14 protein-coding genes are annotated in these 15,784 nt (G+C 66.3%); 6 read left to right on the forward strand and 8 right to left on the reverse strand.

Annotated elements, in window-relative coordinates:
• Positions 1-16: 16 nt before the first annotated feature.
• Positions 17-760, reverse strand: coding sequence for a 2,3-diphosphoglycerate-dependent phosphoglycerate mutase (gpmA, locus tag AC1Q5W_RS03345; RefSeq protein ID WP_492643861.1), 744 nt, complete (start codon positions 758-760; stop codon positions 17-19).
• Between the two features lie 103 nt (positions 761-863).
• On the opposite strand from gpmA, the gene AC1Q5W_RS03350 reads away from it, so the two are divergent.
• The 4 genes from AC1Q5W_RS03350 (at position 864) to AC1Q5W_RS03365 (ending at position 3,243) form a co-directional block, all read left to right on the forward strand.
• Positions 864-1,271 carry a rhodanese-like domain-containing protein gene (locus AC1Q5W_RS03350; protein ID WP_492643860.1) on the forward strand — a complete coding sequence of 136 codons (408 nt, stop codon included), beginning with the start codon at positions 864-866 and terminating at the stop codon, positions 1,269-1,271.
• Positions 1,272-1,332: 61 nt separating this feature from the next.
• On the forward strand, positions 1,333-1,593 hold the full coding sequence (gene grxC, locus AC1Q5W_RS03355; RefSeq protein ID WP_492643859.1) for a glutaredoxin 3: 261 nt from the start codon (positions 1,333-1,335) through the stop codon (positions 1,591-1,593).
• Positions 1,594-1,709: 116 nt separating this feature from the next.
• The gene (gene secB / locus AC1Q5W_RS03360) at positions 1,710-2,165 is read left to right on the forward strand and encodes a protein-export chaperone SecB (RefSeq protein WP_492643858.1); all 456 of its coding nucleotides are present in this window, start codon (positions 1,710-1,712) and stop codon (positions 2,163-2,165) included.
• 49 nt (positions 2,166-2,214) lie between these two features.
• A complete protein-coding gene (locus AC1Q5W_RS03365) occupies positions 2,215-3,243 on the forward strand; it encodes an NAD(P)H-dependent glycerol-3-phosphate dehydrogenase (RefSeq protein WP_492643857.1) in 1,029 nt (342 codons plus the stop codon).
• A gap of 14 nt (positions 3,244-3,257) precedes the next feature.
• Here the strand turns inward: AC1Q5W_RS03365 and cphA are convergent, their stop codons facing one another.
• Positions 3,258-5,828 carry a cyanophycin synthetase gene (cphA, locus tag AC1Q5W_RS03370; protein WP_492643856.1) on the reverse strand — a complete coding sequence of 857 codons (2,571 nt, stop codon included), beginning with the start codon at positions 5,826-5,828 and terminating at the stop codon, positions 3,258-3,260.
• A 50-nt stretch (positions 5,829-5,878) separates the two neighbouring features.
• Complete coding sequence (locus AC1Q5W_RS03375; protein ID WP_492643855.1) at positions 5,879-8,056, reverse strand: cyanophycin synthetase; 2,178 nt, start codon at positions 8,054-8,056, stop codon at positions 5,879-5,881.
• 182 nt (positions 8,057-8,238) lie between these two features.
• Between AC1Q5W_RS03375 and AC1Q5W_RS03380 the strand changes: the two genes are divergently transcribed.
• Together AC1Q5W_RS03380 and AC1Q5W_RS03385 are read left to right on the forward strand one after the other, a co-directional pair.
• A complete protein-coding gene (locus AC1Q5W_RS03380) occupies positions 8,239-10,503 on the forward strand; it encodes a cyanophycin metabolism-associated ABC transporter (RefSeq protein ID WP_492643854.1) in 2,265 nt (754 codons plus the stop codon).
• The gene (locus AC1Q5W_RS03385; RefSeq protein ID WP_492643853.1) at positions 10,500-10,994 is read left to right on the forward strand and encodes a cyanophycin metabolism-associated DUF1854 family protein; all 495 of its coding nucleotides are present in this window, start codon (positions 10,500-10,502) and stop codon (positions 10,992-10,994) included. The genes AC1Q5W_RS03380 and AC1Q5W_RS03385 overlap by 4 nt, the downstream gene beginning before the upstream one ends.
• An 83-nt stretch (positions 10,995-11,077) precedes the next feature.
• On the opposite strand, the gene panC is transcribed toward AC1Q5W_RS03385, so the two are convergent.
• The 5 genes from panC to AC1Q5W_RS03410 form a co-directional block, all read right to left on the reverse strand.
• Positions 11,078-11,914 carry a pantoate--beta-alanine ligase gene (gene panC / locus AC1Q5W_RS03390; RefSeq protein WP_492643852.1) on the reverse strand — a complete coding sequence of 279 codons (837 nt, stop codon included), beginning with the start codon at positions 11,912-11,914 and terminating at the stop codon, positions 11,078-11,080.
• Between the two features lie 7 nt (positions 11,915-11,921).
• Positions 11,922-12,818 carry a 3-methyl-2-oxobutanoate hydroxymethyltransferase gene (panB, locus tag AC1Q5W_RS03395; protein ID WP_492643851.1) on the reverse strand — a complete coding sequence of 299 codons (897 nt, stop codon included), beginning with the start codon at positions 12,816-12,818 and terminating at the stop codon, positions 11,922-11,924.
• Between the two features lie 77 nt (positions 12,819-12,895).
• Complete coding sequence (locus AC1Q5W_RS03400; protein ID WP_492646121.1) at positions 12,896-13,693, reverse strand: segregation and condensation protein A; 798 nt, start codon at positions 13,691-13,693, stop codon at positions 12,896-12,898.
• A gap of 125 nt (positions 13,694-13,818) precedes the next feature.
• Positions 13,819-14,025, reverse strand: coding sequence for a DUF3460 family protein (locus AC1Q5W_RS03405; protein WP_492643850.1), 207 nt, complete (start codon positions 14,023-14,025; stop codon positions 13,819-13,821).
• A gap of 50 nt (positions 14,026-14,075) precedes the next feature.
• Positions 14,076-15,764: a SulP family inorganic anion transporter gene (locus AC1Q5W_RS03410; protein WP_492643849.1), complete on the reverse strand. Its 1,689-nt coding sequence runs from the start codon at positions 15,762-15,764 to the stop codon at positions 14,076-14,078.
• Positions 15,765-15,784: the final 20 nt, after the last annotated feature.

Raw genomic sequence — 15,784 nt, forward strand, 5'->3', positions numbered from 1 at the left:
TGCAAGCCGTATTTTTTTACGCTTTTCCCTGGGCTGCTACTGCCGCTGCGGCCTTGGCGGCGGCCTCGGCGTCGCCCAAGTAGTAGTGGCGGATGGGTTTGAGGTTGGCGTCGAGCTCGTAGACCAGCGGAATGCCGTTGGGGATGTTCAGGCCCACGATGTCGTCGTCCGAGATGTTGTCCAGGTACTTCACCAGGGCCCGGATCGAGTTGCCATGGGCCGCCACCAGCACGCGCTTGCCGGCCTTGATGGCGGGGGCCATCGAATCGCTCCAGAACGGCAGCACGCGCGCCACGGTGTCTTTCAGGCATTCGGTCAGCGGCACGTCTTCGGGTTTGAGGTTGGCGTAGCGTCGGTCGCCCCGCTCGCAGCGGGGGTCGGTGGCTTCCAGCGCGGGCGGCGGGGTGTCGTAGCTGCGGCGCCAGACCAGCACCTGGTCATCGCCGAATTGCTTGGCGGTTTCCGCCTTGTCCAGCCCTTGCAGCGCGCCGTAGTGACGCTCGTTGAGGCGCCAGCTCTTGGCCACCGGCAGCCAGGTGCGGTCCATCTCGTCCAGGCAGTACCACAGGGTGTGGATGGCTCGCTTGAGCACGCTGGTGTAGCACAGGTCGAACTCGTAGCCTTCGGCCTTGAGCAGCTTGCCGGCGGACATGGCTTGCGAGACGCCAGTGGGGGTCAGATCGACGTCGGTCCAGCCGGTGAAGCGGTTTTCAAGGTTCCAGGTGGATTCGCCGTGGCGGATGAGAACGAGTTTGTACATGGTGACGGGAATAAATGCGGGGGTGGAGCCGGGAGTCCCGGCAGCGAAACAGCCGCCATTCTAAAATGGCAGGCTGACGGATACGTAACCAACAAGGAACAAAGTGAAATTCATTTTCGATAACTGGATGTTGATCTCCATCGCCCTGGCTTCGGGCGCCCTGCTGTTGTGGCCCGTGATTCAGGGTGCTGCCACGGCGGGTCTGGACCCCGCCGGTGCCGTGCAGCTGATCAACCGCGAAAAAGGCGTGGTGATTGACGTCTGCTCCCCGCAGGAGTTTGCCGCGGGCCACGTGGGTGGCGCCAGGAATATCCCGCTGGACGATCTGGAAGCCAAGCTGGCAGGCGCCGTCAAGAACAAGGCGCTGCCCCTGATCCTGGTGTGCCAGTCCGGCGCGCGCTCCGGCCGTGCCGTGGCGATCGCCAAGAAACTGGGTTACGAGCAGGCTCAATCGCTGGGCGGCGGACTCGCGGCGTGGAAAGCGGCTAACCTGCCGGTTGAAAAAGCCTGAGCGTTGCCCCATATGGGGTGTCAGGCCCCATTCCTTATTTGCCATAGAAAGCGCACCTCCCATGCAAGCCGTCAAGATGTACACCACCGCTGTCTGCCCCTATTGCATCCAGGCCAAGCGCGTCCTCCAGTCCAAGGGGGTGGCGCACATCGAAGAGGTGCGCATCGATACTCAGCCCGAAGAGCGCGCCAAGATGATGGAATTGACCGGCCGGCGTACCGTGCCGCAGATTTTCATCGGCGCAACCCACGTGGGCGGCTGCGACGACCTGATGGCGCTGGACAGCCGGGGCGGTTTGTTGCCTTTGCTCAATGCCGCTTGAATGCTGCGCCGGGAGCCGCTTGCGGCCTGAGATAATTCCGCAGTAACGCTATTTTTGTTGCACGTCTGTCCGGCACCCCGCGGGCGGGCCTTGCCCTACTTTGAAAGACTGTTCCCATGTCAGACCAGACCCCCGTATTCCAGATTCAGCGCGTGTACCTCAAGGAAGCTTCGCTGGAGCAGCCCAACTCTCCCGCCATCCTGCTGGAGCAGGAACAGCCGGCGGTGGACATCCAGCTGGGCGTGGAAGCCACGCCGGTTGCCGAGGGCGTTTTTGAAGTGTGCGTGACTGCCACCGTGCAGACCAAGATCAAGGACAAGACCGTGTTCCTGGTGGAAGCCAAGCAGGCCGGCATTTTCGAGATCCGCAACGTGCCCGAAGAGCAGATGGGCCAGATCATGGGCATTGCCTGCCCGCAGATCGTCTACCCCTACCTGCGCGGCAACGTGGCCGACATTGTCCAACGCGGCGGCTTCCCGCCCGTGCACCTGTCGGAAATCAACTTCCAGGCCATGTACGAGCAGCAGCAGATGGAAGCGGCCAGCGCCGCCAACGGCAGTCTGCCCCAGTAATTTTGGGCGTTTTGGGCTTGCAGCCCCCGTGTTGATTACGTAGCTAGCTATGAAAATAATAGTGCTGGGTGGTGGTGCCTGGGGCACGGCGCTGGCGGTCAGTGCCAGTGGCAACCCGGCGGCGCAGCATGCCGTGACCCTGTGGGTGCGTGACGCGGCGCAGGGCCAGGCTTTGGCCCAGCAGCGCGTGAACCAGCGTTACCTGCCCGGGGTGGCGTTGCCATCGAGCCTGCAGATCAGTGCCCAGCCACTGGCGACGCTGGCGACGGAGCTGGCGCTCCAGGACCTGGTCATCGTGGCGTCCCCCATGGCGGGCCTGCGCGGCCTGCTCGGCACCTTGCGCCAGTGCACCGTCCCGGTGGCGTGGCTGTGCAAGGGATTCGAACAGGGTGTGGGCGAGGCGCCCGGCCTGCTGGGCCACGAAGTCCAGGGCCAGGTGGCACCCGGTCTGCGCGCCGGCGTGCTCAGCGGCCCCAGTTTCGCGCAGGAAGTGGCACAGGGCCAACCCACCGCGCTGGTCGCCGCCAGCGCGTATGCGGACGTGCGCGACGCACTGGTGGCCGGCTTTCACAGTCCGACACTGCGGGTGTATGCCAACGACGATGTCGTCGGGGTGGAGGTGGGCGGTGCCGTCAAGAACGTGCTGGCCATTGCCACCGGTCTGTGCGATGGCCTGCAGTTGGGGCTCAATGCCCGCGCGGCACTCATTACGCGGGGGCTGGCCGAGATGACCCGCCTGGGGCTGGCCTTGGGCGCTCGGGCCGAAACCTTCATGGGCTTGAGCGGCCTGGGGGACCTAGTGCTCACGGCCACGGGCGATCTGTCGCGCAACCGGCGCGTGGGTCTGGCCCTGGCGCAAGGCAAGACCCTGCAGCAGGCGGTAGAGGCTCTGGGCCACGTTGCCGAGGGCGTGTACTGCGCCCGCACCGTGGTGCAACGTGCCCGCAGCCTGGGCGTGGATATGCCGATTGCCCGCAGCGTGGTGGATTTGCTGGACGGGCGCCTGCAACCGGCGCAGGCCGTGGCGACCCTGATGGGGCGCGAACCGGCCAGCGAAGGGAACGGCTCGGCGTTCTGATCCGCCGGGCGGCTTCAGCCCTGCTGGACCCGTGCCGCAATGTGGGCCAGCGCTTCTTCCACCTGGTCCACCAGAATCAGGCACAGTTCGCCGGACGCCAGCTTGTCCATGGCGGTGTCGATGGCGCGGAACTCCCCCTTGATCTCCGAGATGTCGGTGGTGCGCTGCGCGTTGGCTAGACCCTGGCGCAGCAGGGCCACCACTTCGCCGTCCTTGCGGCCGCGCTGGCACTGGTCCTCGTAGAGCACGACTTCGTCAAAGGCATTGCCCAGAATTTCGGTCTGCTGGCGGATGTCCTGGTCGCGCCGGTCGCCCGCGCCGCTGATGACCACGCTGCGCCGCGTGCCGGGCATGGCCTGCACGGCCTGCACCAGCGCGATCATGGCGTCCGGGTTGTGGCCGTAGTCGGCAATGACCGTGGCACCGCGGTACTGGAACAGGTTGAAGCGCCCCTGGGCGTTGTCCGTGTCGTTGGAGAAGCGGGCCAGACCTTTGCGGATGGTGTCCCACGGCACATCCAGCGCCCAGACGGCGGCCACGGCCGCCATGACGTTGTCGACCTGGAAGCCGATGGCGCCACCCAGTGTCAGCGGCACATCCTTCAGGGCAATGCTCTGCTGGAAGTCGCCCTTGGCGGCCACGATGTGGCCGTCCTCGACGTAGACCACCGCCTGCCCCTGGGCCCGGTGCGTGGCCATGACGGGGTGGTTCTTGTCGGCGGCAAAAAACGTCACGGCGCCGCGGCACTTGCTGGCCATGGCGGCCACGGCGGGGTCGGCGGCATTGAGCACGGCCACGCCCGTGGGCGCCACGTTCTGGACGATGACGCGCTTGAGCACGGCCAGGTCCTGCACCGTGGTGATGTAGTTCAGGCCCAGATGGTCGCCGCTGCCCACGTTGGTCACCACGGCCACGTCGCAGCGGTCAAAGGCCAGGCCTTCGCGCAGCACGCCACCGCGCGCGGTTTCCAGCACGGCGGCGTCCACGTCCGGGTGCAGCAGCACGCTCTTGGCGCTCTTGGGGCCGCTGCAGTCGCCGGTGTCGATGCAGGTGCCGTCCACATAGACGCCATCGGTGTTGGTCATGCCCACCCGCAGCCCGTTGTAGGTCAGCAGGTGCGAGATCAGCCGCACGGTGGTGGTTTTGCCGTTGGTTCCGGTGACGGCCACGATGGGAATGCGCCCGTCCTGCCCGTTCTTGAACATGCTGGAAATGATGGCCTCGCCCACGGCCCGGCCCTTGCCGAACGAGGGCGCCAGGTGCATGCGCAGGCCCGGCGCGGCGTTGACTTCCACCACGCCGCCGCCCTGTTCCTCGATCGGGCGCAGGATGCTGTCGCAGACCACGTCAACGCCACAGATGTCCAGCCCCACCATGTGCGCAGCGGCCACGGCGCGCGCGGCCACGTCGGGGTGCACGTCGTCGGTCACGTCGGTGGCGGAGCCGCCGGTGGACAGGTTGGCGTTGTTGCGCAAATTGATGCGCCGGCCCTTGTCGGGAATGTCGTCGGCGGTCACGCCCTGGGTGGCCAGGCAGGAGCGGGCAATGTCGTCGATGCGGATCTTGGTCAGCGACGTGGAGTGTCCGCTGCCGCGGCGCGGGTCCAGGTTGACCTGGTCCACCAGCTGCGTGATGGTGTGCACGCCGTCGCCCACCACCGTGGGCGGGTCGCGGCGGGCCGCGGCCACCAGCTTGTTGCCCACCACCAGCAGACGGAAATCGTTGCCGGGCATGTACCGCTCGACCAGGATGTCGTCCCGGAACTGGGTGGCAATGGCGTAGGCCTTGAGCAGGTGTTCCTTGCTGGTGATGTTGACGGTAACGCCCTTGCCCTGGTTGCCGTCGTTGGGCTTGACCACCACGGGCAGGCCGATTTCGCAGGCGGCTGCCCAGGCGTCCTCGGCATCGCGCACTTCGCGCCCCATGGGCACGGGCACGCCGGCGGCGGACAGCAGTTTCTTGGTCAGGTCCTTGTCTTGCGCAATGGCTTCGGAAATGGCACTGGTGGAGTCCATTTCGGCGGCCTGGATGCGCCGCTGCTTGCTGCCCCAGCCAAAGCGCACCATGCTGCCTTCGGTCATGCGGCTGTAGGGAATGCCGCGGGCCACGGCCGCATCCACAATGCAGCCGGTGCTCGGGCCCAGGCGCACGTCCTCGTCCAGGTCGCGCAGCTGGGCCAGGGAATCGGCCAGGTCGAACGGGGTGTCATCCCGCGCGGCTAGGCACAGTGCCTCTGCCAGTTCCAGCGCCAGCCGGCCCACGGCCTCTTCGCTGTACTCCACCACCACCTGGTACACGTGGGGTTCCACGGTCGCGGTGGTGCAACTGAAGGTGACGGGGCAGCCCGCCTGCGCCTGCAGGCCCAGGGCCGCCAGCTCCAGCACGTGGGCCATGGAAATGGAGGTGTCGTGGCCGGTGGGCTGGAAGGGGCCGATTTCCGGGAAACGGGCCCGCAGGCGGGTCTCGAACCCTTCCATGCCGCTGACCAGGCTTTCCTCGGCGCTGCAGGACACGACCGACTGTATGGCCGTGTGGTGGCTCCAGAGGTTGGGTCCGCGCAGGGCCCTGATACGGGTGACTTCCATGGTGTGTCTCGTGGTGGCGGGTGGGCTGGGGCGCCTACCCGCGCATGCAATTAATAAGGGGTTTTCTTCGGGCTGGATTCAAACGTGCACAGGCCTGCGCCGATCAGCTCCGGCGAAATGTTCAGGGCCCAGGCGGCGGCCACGGCCGCCATCACCATTTCCGGCTGGGATGCCTTGGCGGGTTTGAGGCTGGACAGGGGGAAGCGCGCGACCTCTTCGGTGCCCAGGGCCAACACGATGTGCTCGTCGCGCAGGTACACCACACGCTTGCCGCCGGCGCGGTGCGCGGCCATGGTGGGCTGGTCCGGATCCAGGCCGTAGAAAATCACCTCGCCATCGCACAGCTCGGCCATCTCCACCACCTGGGGGTCGGCCGAGTTGAGGACCACGGTGCCGCTGGGCAGCACGACGTCAACCTGGGTGCGCACCACCTTGTAGGTCTGCTCGGCGTCCAAGATGTCGAAGGCGGCCAGCGGCTCCTGCCAGCTGACGTCGGTGACCACGCCCACCGTGCACTTGTCGTAGGCCAGGCCTTCGGCCAGGATCATCTGGCTGCTGTTCTCGAACACGGCGGCCTGCACCGAGCGGTTGATCAGCAGGCGCTGTCCGGCTTCCCAGTGGGCACAGTCCCGGGCGTCGACCTGGCGACCGTCCAGGTACAGTCCCTCGCTGCAGGCCAGGCCCACGTGCTTGCCGCTGATGTGGGCCAGCCACGCTACCAGCCGGGCGATGCGCGCAGTTTTTTGCGTGCCGGTGATGCCCACCACGGGAATGCGCCCGTCCTTGTCGGTGCCAAACAGGTGTTCCACCACCGCCTTGCCCACCGGGCGGCCCTGGCCCTCGGCTGGCTTGATGTGGGCCAACAGTCCGGGGCTGGCGTTGACCTCGATGACGGCGCCGCGCTGGCTGGTCATGGGCTTGGTGATGTCTTCCAGCACCATGTCCACGCCGGCAATGTCCAGGCCCACCACGCGTGCGGCCAGGGCGGCCGTGGCGGCGACCGACGGGTGCATGCTGTCGGTGACATCGAACGCCACGTTGCCATTGCGCTGGATCAGCACCTTCTGGCCTTGCGCGGGAACGGAGTCCGGCGTCAGGCCGACGCGCTCGAGTTCCAGGATGACTTCGGCGCTGTCGCTGGGGATGACCACGTTGAGGGGGAACTCTTCCCCGGTGCCCCGGCGCGGGTCGGTGTTGATCTGGGCCTGGGCCAGGGCGTCGATGTTGGAGACGCCGTCGCCGATTACCGACAACTCCTCGCCCCGCGCGGCCGCCACCACGCGCCGGCCCACCACCAGCAGGCGGTGTTCGTTGCCGGGGATGAAGGACTCGACAATGACGCTGCTGCCGCCGCCCTTGCGCAAGGCCAGGTGGTAGGCGGCCTCGACGTCGCTTTGCGTCTGCAGGTTCAGGGAGACGCCGCGCCCGTGGTTGCCGTCGTAGGGTTTGAGCACCACGGGCAGGCCGATGTCCTGCGCCGCTTCCCAGGCTTCCTCGACGCTGCGCACCAGCCGGCCCTCGGGCACGGCCACGCCGCAGGACTGCAGCAGGGACTTGGTGAGGTCCTTGTCACTGGCGATTTCCTCGGCGATGGCCGAGGTCTGGTCGGTTTCGGCGGTCCAGATGCGGCGCTGCTGGATGCCGTAGCCCAGCTGCACCAGGTTGCCGCCGGTCAGACGGATGGACGGAATGCGCCGGTCGGTGGCGGCGTCCACGATGTGCGCGGTGCTGGGCCCCAGACACAGGGCATCCACCTGTTCGCTCAGGTGGTGCACCGTCGCGGCCACGTCAAAGGGGGTGTCGTTGATGGCGGCCATCACCAGGTCGCGGGCGGCGACCAGGGCCTGGCGGCCTATCTGTTCCTGGCGGGTGCGAAACGCGATCTTGTAGATCCCGCGCTGAGAGGTTTGCCGGGATTTGCCGAAACCGGTGCGCATGCCGGCCAGGTTCTGCAGCTCCAGGGTGACGTGCTCGATGATGTGCGCCGGCCAGGTGCCGTCGCGCAGGCGCTGCAGGAAACCGCCGCGCACGCCCGGGCTGCAGCGGTGCTCGACCAGGCTGGGCAGAAATGCGGTCAGCCGCTCATAGAAGCCGGGCAGGGTGTTGGAGGGGTGGTCTTCGAGTTCGCCGATGTCTACCCAGGCCTCGATCACGGGGCGGTAGGTCCAGATATTGGGGCCACGCAGGTGTGTTACCCGGAGAATTTCAATATTTTTCTTGTGCGTCATGGCTCATTCTGGCTGGGGCAGTGCACCGATACGCCACTGCCCGCGTTGTGTATTCTCGTTTGCCTTGACTCTGTGGGGCAGAACGCGGGGGCTCCAAACCGGGTATCGTAAAGTATGACACTTGTCATAAACGGGCAAGCCCGGGTTTCCCATTTAAAAAGTTACAAAAATTCCTGCTCTCAATGACTACTGAAGCCCTTGCAGTCAGCTCCTTGCCCGGCGACATCTCTGCCCACTGGCGCGCCGAGGTGCAAGCACAACTCCTTCCACGGGAGAACGTTCTGGCGGCCCTGGAGGTTGACCTGAACACCCATTTGCATTTCGTCAACGGTTTGCTGGTGGTCACTAACTTTCGCCTGTTCAGCCGGACCGACGGGGAAACCCAGTGGCGGCACTGGGAATACCAGCCCGGCATGGCCCTGCGCCACCACGACCACGCCGGGGTGGGGCACCTGGATCTGGTGAACCCGCAGGGGCTGCTGGCCACCTGGCGCTTCACCCTGGGGCAGAACCTGCAGGCCATCCGGCTGGTGGACCAGTTCCAGGCGCAGCTGCACAGCCACGTGACCGGGGAGCCGGTGGCGCCGGCGCTGCACAACGTCTGCCCTACCTGCAAGGCCGTGCTGGAGCCCGACCAGGATGAGTGCCCGGTGTGCACCAAGGTGGTCCACACGCCGCCCTCCACCTGGACGCTGTTCCGGCTGTGGCGCTTTGCCCAGCCCTACCGCGGCCAGCTGCTGCTGGGTTTTGTGCTCATGCTGCTGGGAACGGCGGCCAGCCAGGTGCCCCCCTACCTGACCATTCCCCTGGTCGACGAAGTGCTGATTCCCTTCCAGAACGGCCAGCACATCGAACCCCGCACCATTGCCTGGTACCTCTCCGGCCTCCTGGGGGCCGGCCTGCTGGCCTGGGTGCTGAGCTGGGCCAAGACCTATGTGCTGGCGCTGGTGTCCGAGCGCATCGCCGCCGACCTGCGCACCACGACCTATGAGCACCTGCTACGCCTGTCGCTGGAGTACTTCGGCGGCAAGCGCACCGGCGACCTGCTCTCGCGCGTGGGCAGCGAGAGCGACCGCATTGCGGTCTACCTGTCGCTGCACCTGACCGACTTTGCCAGCGACGTGATCATGATCGTCATGACCGCCGTGGTGCTGTTCTCCATGAACCCCTGGCTGGCCCTGATCACGCTGGTGCCGCTGCCGTTCATCGGCTGGATGATCCACTTCGTGCGCTACCGCCTGCAAACCGGCTTCGAGAAGATCGACCGGGTGTGGGGCGAGGTGACCAACGTGCTGGCCGACACCATTCCCGGCATCCGGGTGGTCAAGGCCTTTGCCCAGGAGCAGCGCGAGGCCCGGCGCTTCCGCGAGGCCAACAAGCACAACCTGCTGGTCAATGACCGCATCAACAAGATCTGGTCGCTGTTCTCGCCCAGCGTGTCCCTGCTGACGGAAATCGGCCTGCTGGTGGTGTGGGGCTTTGGCATCTGGCAGGTCTCCAAGGGCGACATCACGGTGGGTATGCTGCTGGCCGCCATTGCCTACATCGGGCGCTTCTACGGGCGGCTCGACTCCATGAGCCGCATCGTGTCGGTCACGCAGAAATCGGCCTCGGCCGCCAAGCGCATCTTCGACATCCTGGACCACGTCTCCAGCGTGCCCGAACCGGCCCAGCCGGTGCACGTGGGCAAGGTGCAGGGGCGCATCGAGGTGCGCGACGTGGGCTTTCGCTACGGCAACCGTGAGGTCAATCGCGGCATCAGCCTGAACATCGCTCCGGGCGAAATGATCGGCCTGGTGGGCCACAGCGGTTCGGGCAAGAGCACGCTGGTCAACCTGATCTGCCGTTTCTACGACGTGTCCGAGGGCTCCATCAAGGTCGACGGCGTGGACATCCGCTCCTACGCCATTTCGGACTACCGCCGAAACATCGGCCTGGTGCTGCAGGAGCCGTTCCTGTTTTTCGGCACCATTGCCGAGAACATTGCCTACGGCAAGCCTGACGCGACCCGGGACGACATCATTGCCGCGGCGCGCGCGGCGCACGCCCACGAGTTCATCCTGCGTCTGCCGCAGGGCTACGACTCCATGGTCGGCGAACGCGGCCAGGGCCTTTCCGGCGGCGAGCGCCAGCGCATCTCCATTGCGCGGGCCTTGCTGATCGATCCGCGCATTCTGATTTTGGATGAGGCCACGTCCTCGGTGGACTCCGAAACCGAGAAGGAAATCCAGAAGGCGCTGGAGAACCTGGTGCAAGGCCGCACCACCATTGCCATTGCGCACCGCCTCTCCACCCTGCACCGGGCCGACCGCCTGGTGGTGCTGGACCGCGGCCGGGTCGTGGAAGAAGGCTCGCACGATGCCCTGATGGCCAAGGAAGGCGCTTACTTCGCCCTGTACCAGGCGCAGGCCCGCAATATGGATGTTGATATGGATGCTTCACAATGAGCAGCACGCAAAACTGGGTACTCCTGGGGGAATGGGCATTGCAGCGCGATCCGTTTGGCAAGCTGGTTTTGACCACGCAGCAGGGGGAGCGCTTTGTTGGCGTGGTGCCCGTGCGCGCGTTTCCCATCCAGTCGCCCGAGGTGGGCATCGCGCTGGTCAGCACGGACGGCAAGGAAGTGGCGTGGATCGAGCAGCTCGACGCCCTGGCCGAGCCGGCTCAAAGCCTGATCCGCGAGGAACTGGCCACGCGCGAATTCGTGCCCGTGATCCAGGCCATTGTGTCGGTGACCAGTTTCTCGACGCCCTGCACCTGGAGCGTGCAGACCGACCGCGGCGCCACCGCGTTTGTGCTGCGGGGCGACGAGGACATCCGCCGCATTGGCACGGCGGGCAGCCTGCTGGTGGCCGATTCGCACGGCATCCAGTTCCTGATCCGCGACCAGTACGCGCTGGACCCGCAGAGCAAGAAAATCCTGGACCGCTTCCTGTAGTCTGCTATCAATACCGTAGCTGTCTGCGCAGGGTGCGCCGGCGCTGCAGCTGCTTTTCTGTCAAAAAAGCAGAGGGGCGCCGGTCAGATTTCCAGGTTGTCGATCAGGCGCGTGGCGCCCAGCCGCGCTGCGGCCAGCACCACCAGCGCATCACCGGCCTGGGGCGGCTGCAGATCGGCCTGGCGGCGCACGGCCACGTAGTCGGGGCGCCAGCCGGTCTGGCTGAGGTTTTGCATGGCCTGGGTTTCCAGGCGGGTCAAGGCGGCAGCGTCCATGCCAGGGTTGGCGCGCACGGCCTCCACGATGCCGCGCAGCGTGGCGCTGAGCTGCACGGCCTGCTGGCGCTCGGTCGGGCTCAGGTAGCCGTTGCGCGAGGACAGGGCCAGGCCGTCCTCGGCGCGCTGGGTTTCACCGCCGATGATGGTGATGGGCATGGCGAACTGCTTGACCATGTTGCGGATCACCATGAGCTGCTGGTAGTCCTTCTTGCCAAACAGGGCCGTGCGCGCCTGCGTCAGGGATAGCAGCTTGAGCACCACGGTGCAGACACCGATGAAGAAGCCGGGGCGGAAATGCCCTTCCAGGATGTCGCTCAGTTCAGTGGGCGGGTGCACCTTGAAGGTTTGCGGCTGCGGGTACATCTCCGCCTCCTTGGGCGCGAAAACGATGTCGCAGCCGGCGGCTTCCAGCTGGGCGCAGTCGGCGTCCAGGGTGCGCGGGTAGGTGTCGAAGTCTTCGTGCGGCGCGAACTGCAGGCGGTTGACGAAGATGGTGGATACCGTCACGTCGCCCAGCGGCTTGGCCTGGCGTACCAGCGCCAGGTGGCCGGCGTGCAGGTTGCCCATGGTGGGGACCACGGCGGGGTGGCGGTAGGCGCTGAGTTCCTCGCGCAGTTCGGTGATGGTGTGGATGATTTTCATGGGCAGGTCACCAGGCGTGGATGGCGTCTTCGGGGAAGCTGCCGTTCTTGACGGCGGCGACGTAGGCTTCAAAGGCGCCGCGGATGCTGGTGGCGCCGTCCATGAAGTTGCGCACGAACTTGGGGTTCTTGCCCAGGTTCAGGCCGAGCATGTCGTGCATCACCAGCACCTGGCCGGCGGTGTCCTTGCCGGCGCCGATGCCGATGGTGGCGCAGTGCGTCAGCTCGGTGGTCAGCTCGGCCGACAGCGGCGCGGGCACCATTTCCAGTACCAGCATGGTGGCTCCGGCGTCTTGCAGCTCGTGGGCGTGGCGCTTGAGCACTTCGGCGCTGGCCTGCGAGCGGCCCTGCACCCGGTAGCCGCCCAGGGAGTGCACGGTCTGTGGCGTCAGCCCCAGGTGGGCGCACACGGGGATGCCGCGCTCCACCAGGAAGTGCACGATCTCGGTGGTCCAGCCACCGCCTTCCAACTTGACCATGTGTGCGCCGGCCTGCATCAGCACACCGGCGCTGCGGATGGCCTGTTCCTTGGACTCCTGGTAGCTGCCAAACGGCAGGTCGCCGATCAGCCAGGCCGTGCCCTGGGCGCGGCGCAGGCCGCGGGCCACGATCTCGGTGTGGTAGCGCATGTCGTCCAGCGTCACGCCCACGGTGGTGTGCAGACCCTGGCTGACCATGCCCAGGGAGTCGCCGACCAGGATGCTGTCCATGCCGGCGGCGTCGGCCACGGCGGCGAAGGTGGCGTCGTAGGCGGTGATCATGGCGATCTTCTCGCCGCGGGCACGCATCTCGGCGATGCGCGGCAGGCTGATGGGCTTGCGGCTGGGCATGGGCGAGGCCGGGGGCAGGGTGCCATAGGGGGTGGCATGCTGGGCCGCGGTGTTGCTGTCGCTGGGCTGTGTCATGGTGTTACTCCAAGGGGCAGGTGAGGGCGATGCCGGGGCGAATGTAGCGCATTCCCGGCAGGCGGTGTTGCCGTGGTTCAGGTGGGGGCGTAGGCCAGGCGCACGTAGATGGGGGCAAACGCCTCGGCCTGGGTGATTTCGATCAGGGTTTCCTTGGCCAGCTCCAAGAGGGCGATGAAGGTCACCACCAGCACCGGAGCGCCGCTGGCGGCGTCAAACAACTCTTCGAAGCCGACAAAGCGCCGGCCCTGCAGCTTCTTGAGCACGATGCCCATGTGCTCGCGCACGGAGAGTTCCTCGCGGGTGATCTTGTGGTGCTGCACCAGCTTGGCCCGCTTGAGGATGTCGCGCCAGGCTTCCTGCAGGTCGGTCAGGTTGACTTCGGGGAAGCGCGGCTGCAGGGACTGTTCGATGTAGACCTCGGCCTTGAGGAAGTCGCGTCCGTACTGGGGAATGGCGTTGAGCCGGGCCGCGGCCTGCTTCATCTGCTCGTATTCGAGCAGCCGGCGTACCAGCTCGGCGCGGGGGTCTTCGGCCTCTTCACCCTCGGCCACCTTCTTGGGCGGCAGCAGCATGCGCGACTTGATCTCGATCAGCATGGCCGCCATCAGCAGGTATTCGGCGGCCAGTTCCAGGTTGCGCTTGCGGATCTGGTCCACATAGACCAGGTACTGGCGCGTCACGCTGAGCATGGGGATGTCCAGAATGTTGAAATTCTGCTTGCGGATCAGGTAGAGCAGCAGGTCCAGCGGGCCCTCGAACGCCTCCAGGAACACTTCCAGCGCGTCGGGCGGGATGTACAAATCCTGCGGCATGGCAAACAGCGGCTCGCCGTACAGGCGGGCCAGGGCCACCTGGTCCACCACCTCCGGCATGGCGGGCAGGACCGTCACTTGCGGCTCGGTGGAGGCGGCGTCCGCAGAAGTTTGCGTCATGGTTTTGCTATGAAAACAAGAGCGAGTTGCGCAGTTTCTGCGCGGCTCGCAGCCTATTTTGATGCTTAATTGCTGTCGGTCTGGTAGACGTAGGGCTTCTGGGCCACGCGGGCGCTGCGAAAGCCTTTCCAGAGGATGCGGTCCACTACCTTGTCCCACAGCAGGTTGCGGCCCTGGCGCTGCTGCGCCTCAAGCTCGGGCTGGGCGACCTTGAGCTGGTCGATGAACTGGGTGGCTTCGGACTTGTAGTCGGGGCGGCGAAAAATACTCATGGCAATAACCTTGGTGAACCTCGTTGGCGCATTTTACCGGGCCGGGCGCGTCACGCCGCCGCGGGCAGGTCGGCCGCGGGTTGCGCGGCGGCGGCCAGGCCGGCGTTCAGGTCCGGGTAGAGGTGGCCGGCCCCCACCAGGTACACGAAACCGCTGCGCCGGGCAATGTCCAGGGGCTGGTGGCTCAGGCCGCACACCAGCAGGCGCACGCCGACGCGTGTGCAGGTGCGCGCCAGGTCGTTGAGGGTGTCGGCCCCGGAGGAGTCGATGTAGATCACGTTCTTCAGGTCCAGCACCAGGGCGTCGCGGGGGAGCCGGTCCTGCAGGTCCTCGACCAGCTTGACGGCGCCAAAGAACAGGGCGCCGTACAGGCGGTAGCCGGCAATGTCGCGGTCCGGCCCGGTCAGTGCCGGGTGGCTGGACAGGTCCACCGCCTCGCAGCGCGACAGGCTGGAGATCCGGTAGATGAACGTGATGCAGGCGGCCACCAGTCCCACCTCTACGGCCACCGTAAGATCAAACACCACGGTCAGGAAGAACACCGCCAGCAGCGTGACCCGGTAGGGCAGGCGGAACTGGCGCAGGTGCAGGAACTCGCGCCACTCGCCCATGTTCCAGGCCACGAACATCAGGATCGCCGCCATGGCCGCCAGCGGAATGTCCTGCGCCAGCGGCGCCGCCAGCAAAACAATCAGCAGCAGGGTGACCGAGTGCACGATGCCGGCAACGGGGGTGCTGGCACCGCTCTTGACGTTGGTGCCGGTGCGCGCGATGGTGCCGGTGGCCGGCATGCCGCCAAAGAACGGGGTGACGAAGTTGGCAATGCCCTGGGCCATCAGCTCCTGGTTGGGGTTGTGGCGGTCGCCAATCATGCCGTCGGCCACGCGCGCGCACAGGAGCGACTCGATGGCGCCCAGCAGCGCCAGCGTGACGGCCGGAATGAACAGGAAGCGCGCCGACGCCCACGAGAACGCCGGCCACTGCAGCGCCGGCAAGGCCGACGGAATGCCGCCAAAACGGCTGCCGATGGTTTCCACCGGCAGCTTGAGCAGTGACACGCCCACCGTGGCCAGCACCAGCACCACGACCGAGCCGGGCACCACGGTCAGCCGGCTGGCCCAGGGGTGGCGCACGCCCAGGCGCGGCATGGCCACGCGCCACAGCACGATGCCGCCCAGGCACAGCGTGGCCACGGCCGTGGCCTGCAGGTTGATCGTGGGCAGCGCGTGCTGCAGGGTGGACAGGATGCCGAAGAAATCGGCCGGCATGGCGGTGACGCGCAAGCCCAGGAAATCCTTGACCTGCGACAGCGCAATCAGCACCGCAATGCCGTTGGTAAAGCCGATCACCACGGCCACCGGAATGAAGCGGATCAGCGTGCCCATGCGGAAGAACCCCATGGCAAACAGGATCACGCCCGACATGGCGGTGGCAATGATCAGGTTGGCCAGGCCGTAGCGCTCGACGATGCCGTAGACGATGACGATGAAGGCCCCTGCGGGGCCGCCAATCTGCACCCGGCTGCCGCCCAACAGCGAGACCAGCAGGCCGGCAATGATGGCGGTGAACAGGCCGGCCTCGGGTTTGAGCCCGCTGGCAATGGCAAAGGCCATGGCCAGCGGCAGCGCCACGACGCCCACGGTCAGGCCGGCACCCACGTCACGCAGGAAACGCTGCCGGGTATAGCCCTGCAGGGCGACCCGGATCTTGGGCTGGAACTCCCATGCTGGCCAGTTCATCGGAGCACCTTGTCGACAAG

Source organism: Rhodoferax sp. MLSD5-FHT05B10, from assembly GCF_058793415.1.

Excerpts from the sequence above, each read along its gene's own strand:
- gpmA (WP_492643861.1), bottom strand. The coding sequence starts at position 760 with ATGTACAAACTCGTTCTCATCCGCCACGGCGAATCCACCTGGAACCTT.
- AC1Q5W_RS03365 (WP_492643857.1), top strand. The coding sequence starts at position 2,215 with ATGAAAATAATAGTGCTGGGTGGTGGTGCCTGGGGCACGGCGCTGGCG.
- panC (WP_492643852.1), bottom strand. The coding sequence starts at position 11,914 with ATGAAAATCATCCACACCATCACCGAACTGCGCGAGGAACTCAGCGCC.
- AC1Q5W_RS03380 (WP_492643854.1), top strand. The coding sequence starts at position 8,239 with ATGACTACTGAAGCCCTTGCAGTCAGCTCCTTGCCCGGCGACATCTCT.
- cphA (WP_492643856.1), bottom strand. The coding sequence starts at position 5,828 with ATGGAAGTCACCCGTATCAGGGCCCTGCGCGGACCCAACCTCTGGAGC.
- AC1Q5W_RS03375 (WP_492643855.1), bottom strand. The coding sequence starts at position 8,056 with ATGACGCACAAGAAAAATATTGAAATTCTCCGGGTAACACACCTGCGT.
- secB (WP_492643858.1), top strand. The coding sequence starts at position 1,710 with ATGTCAGACCAGACCCCCGTATTCCAGATTCAGCGCGTGTACCTCAAG.
- panB (WP_492643851.1), bottom strand. The coding sequence starts at position 12,818 with ATGACACAGCCCAGCGACAGCAACACCGCGGCCCAGCATGCCACCCCC.
- grxC (WP_492643859.1), top strand. The coding sequence starts at position 1,333 with ATGCAAGCCGTCAAGATGTACACCACCGCTGTCTGCCCCTATTGCATC.
- AC1Q5W_RS03405 (WP_492643850.1), bottom strand. The coding sequence starts at position 14,025 with ATGAGTATTTTTCGCCGCCCCGACTACAAGTCCGAAGCCACCCAGTTC.
- AC1Q5W_RS03400 (WP_492646121.1), bottom strand. The coding sequence starts at position 13,693 with ATGCCGGAGGTGGTGGACCAGGTGGCCCTGGCCCGCCTGTACGGCGAG.
- AC1Q5W_RS03385 (WP_492643853.1), top strand. The coding sequence starts at position 10,500 with ATGAGCAGCACGCAAAACTGGGTACTCCTGGGGGAATGGGCATTGCAG.
- AC1Q5W_RS03410 (WP_492643849.1), bottom strand. The coding sequence starts at position 15,764 with ATGAACTGGCCAGCATGGGAGTTCCAGCCCAAGATCCGGGTCGCCCTG.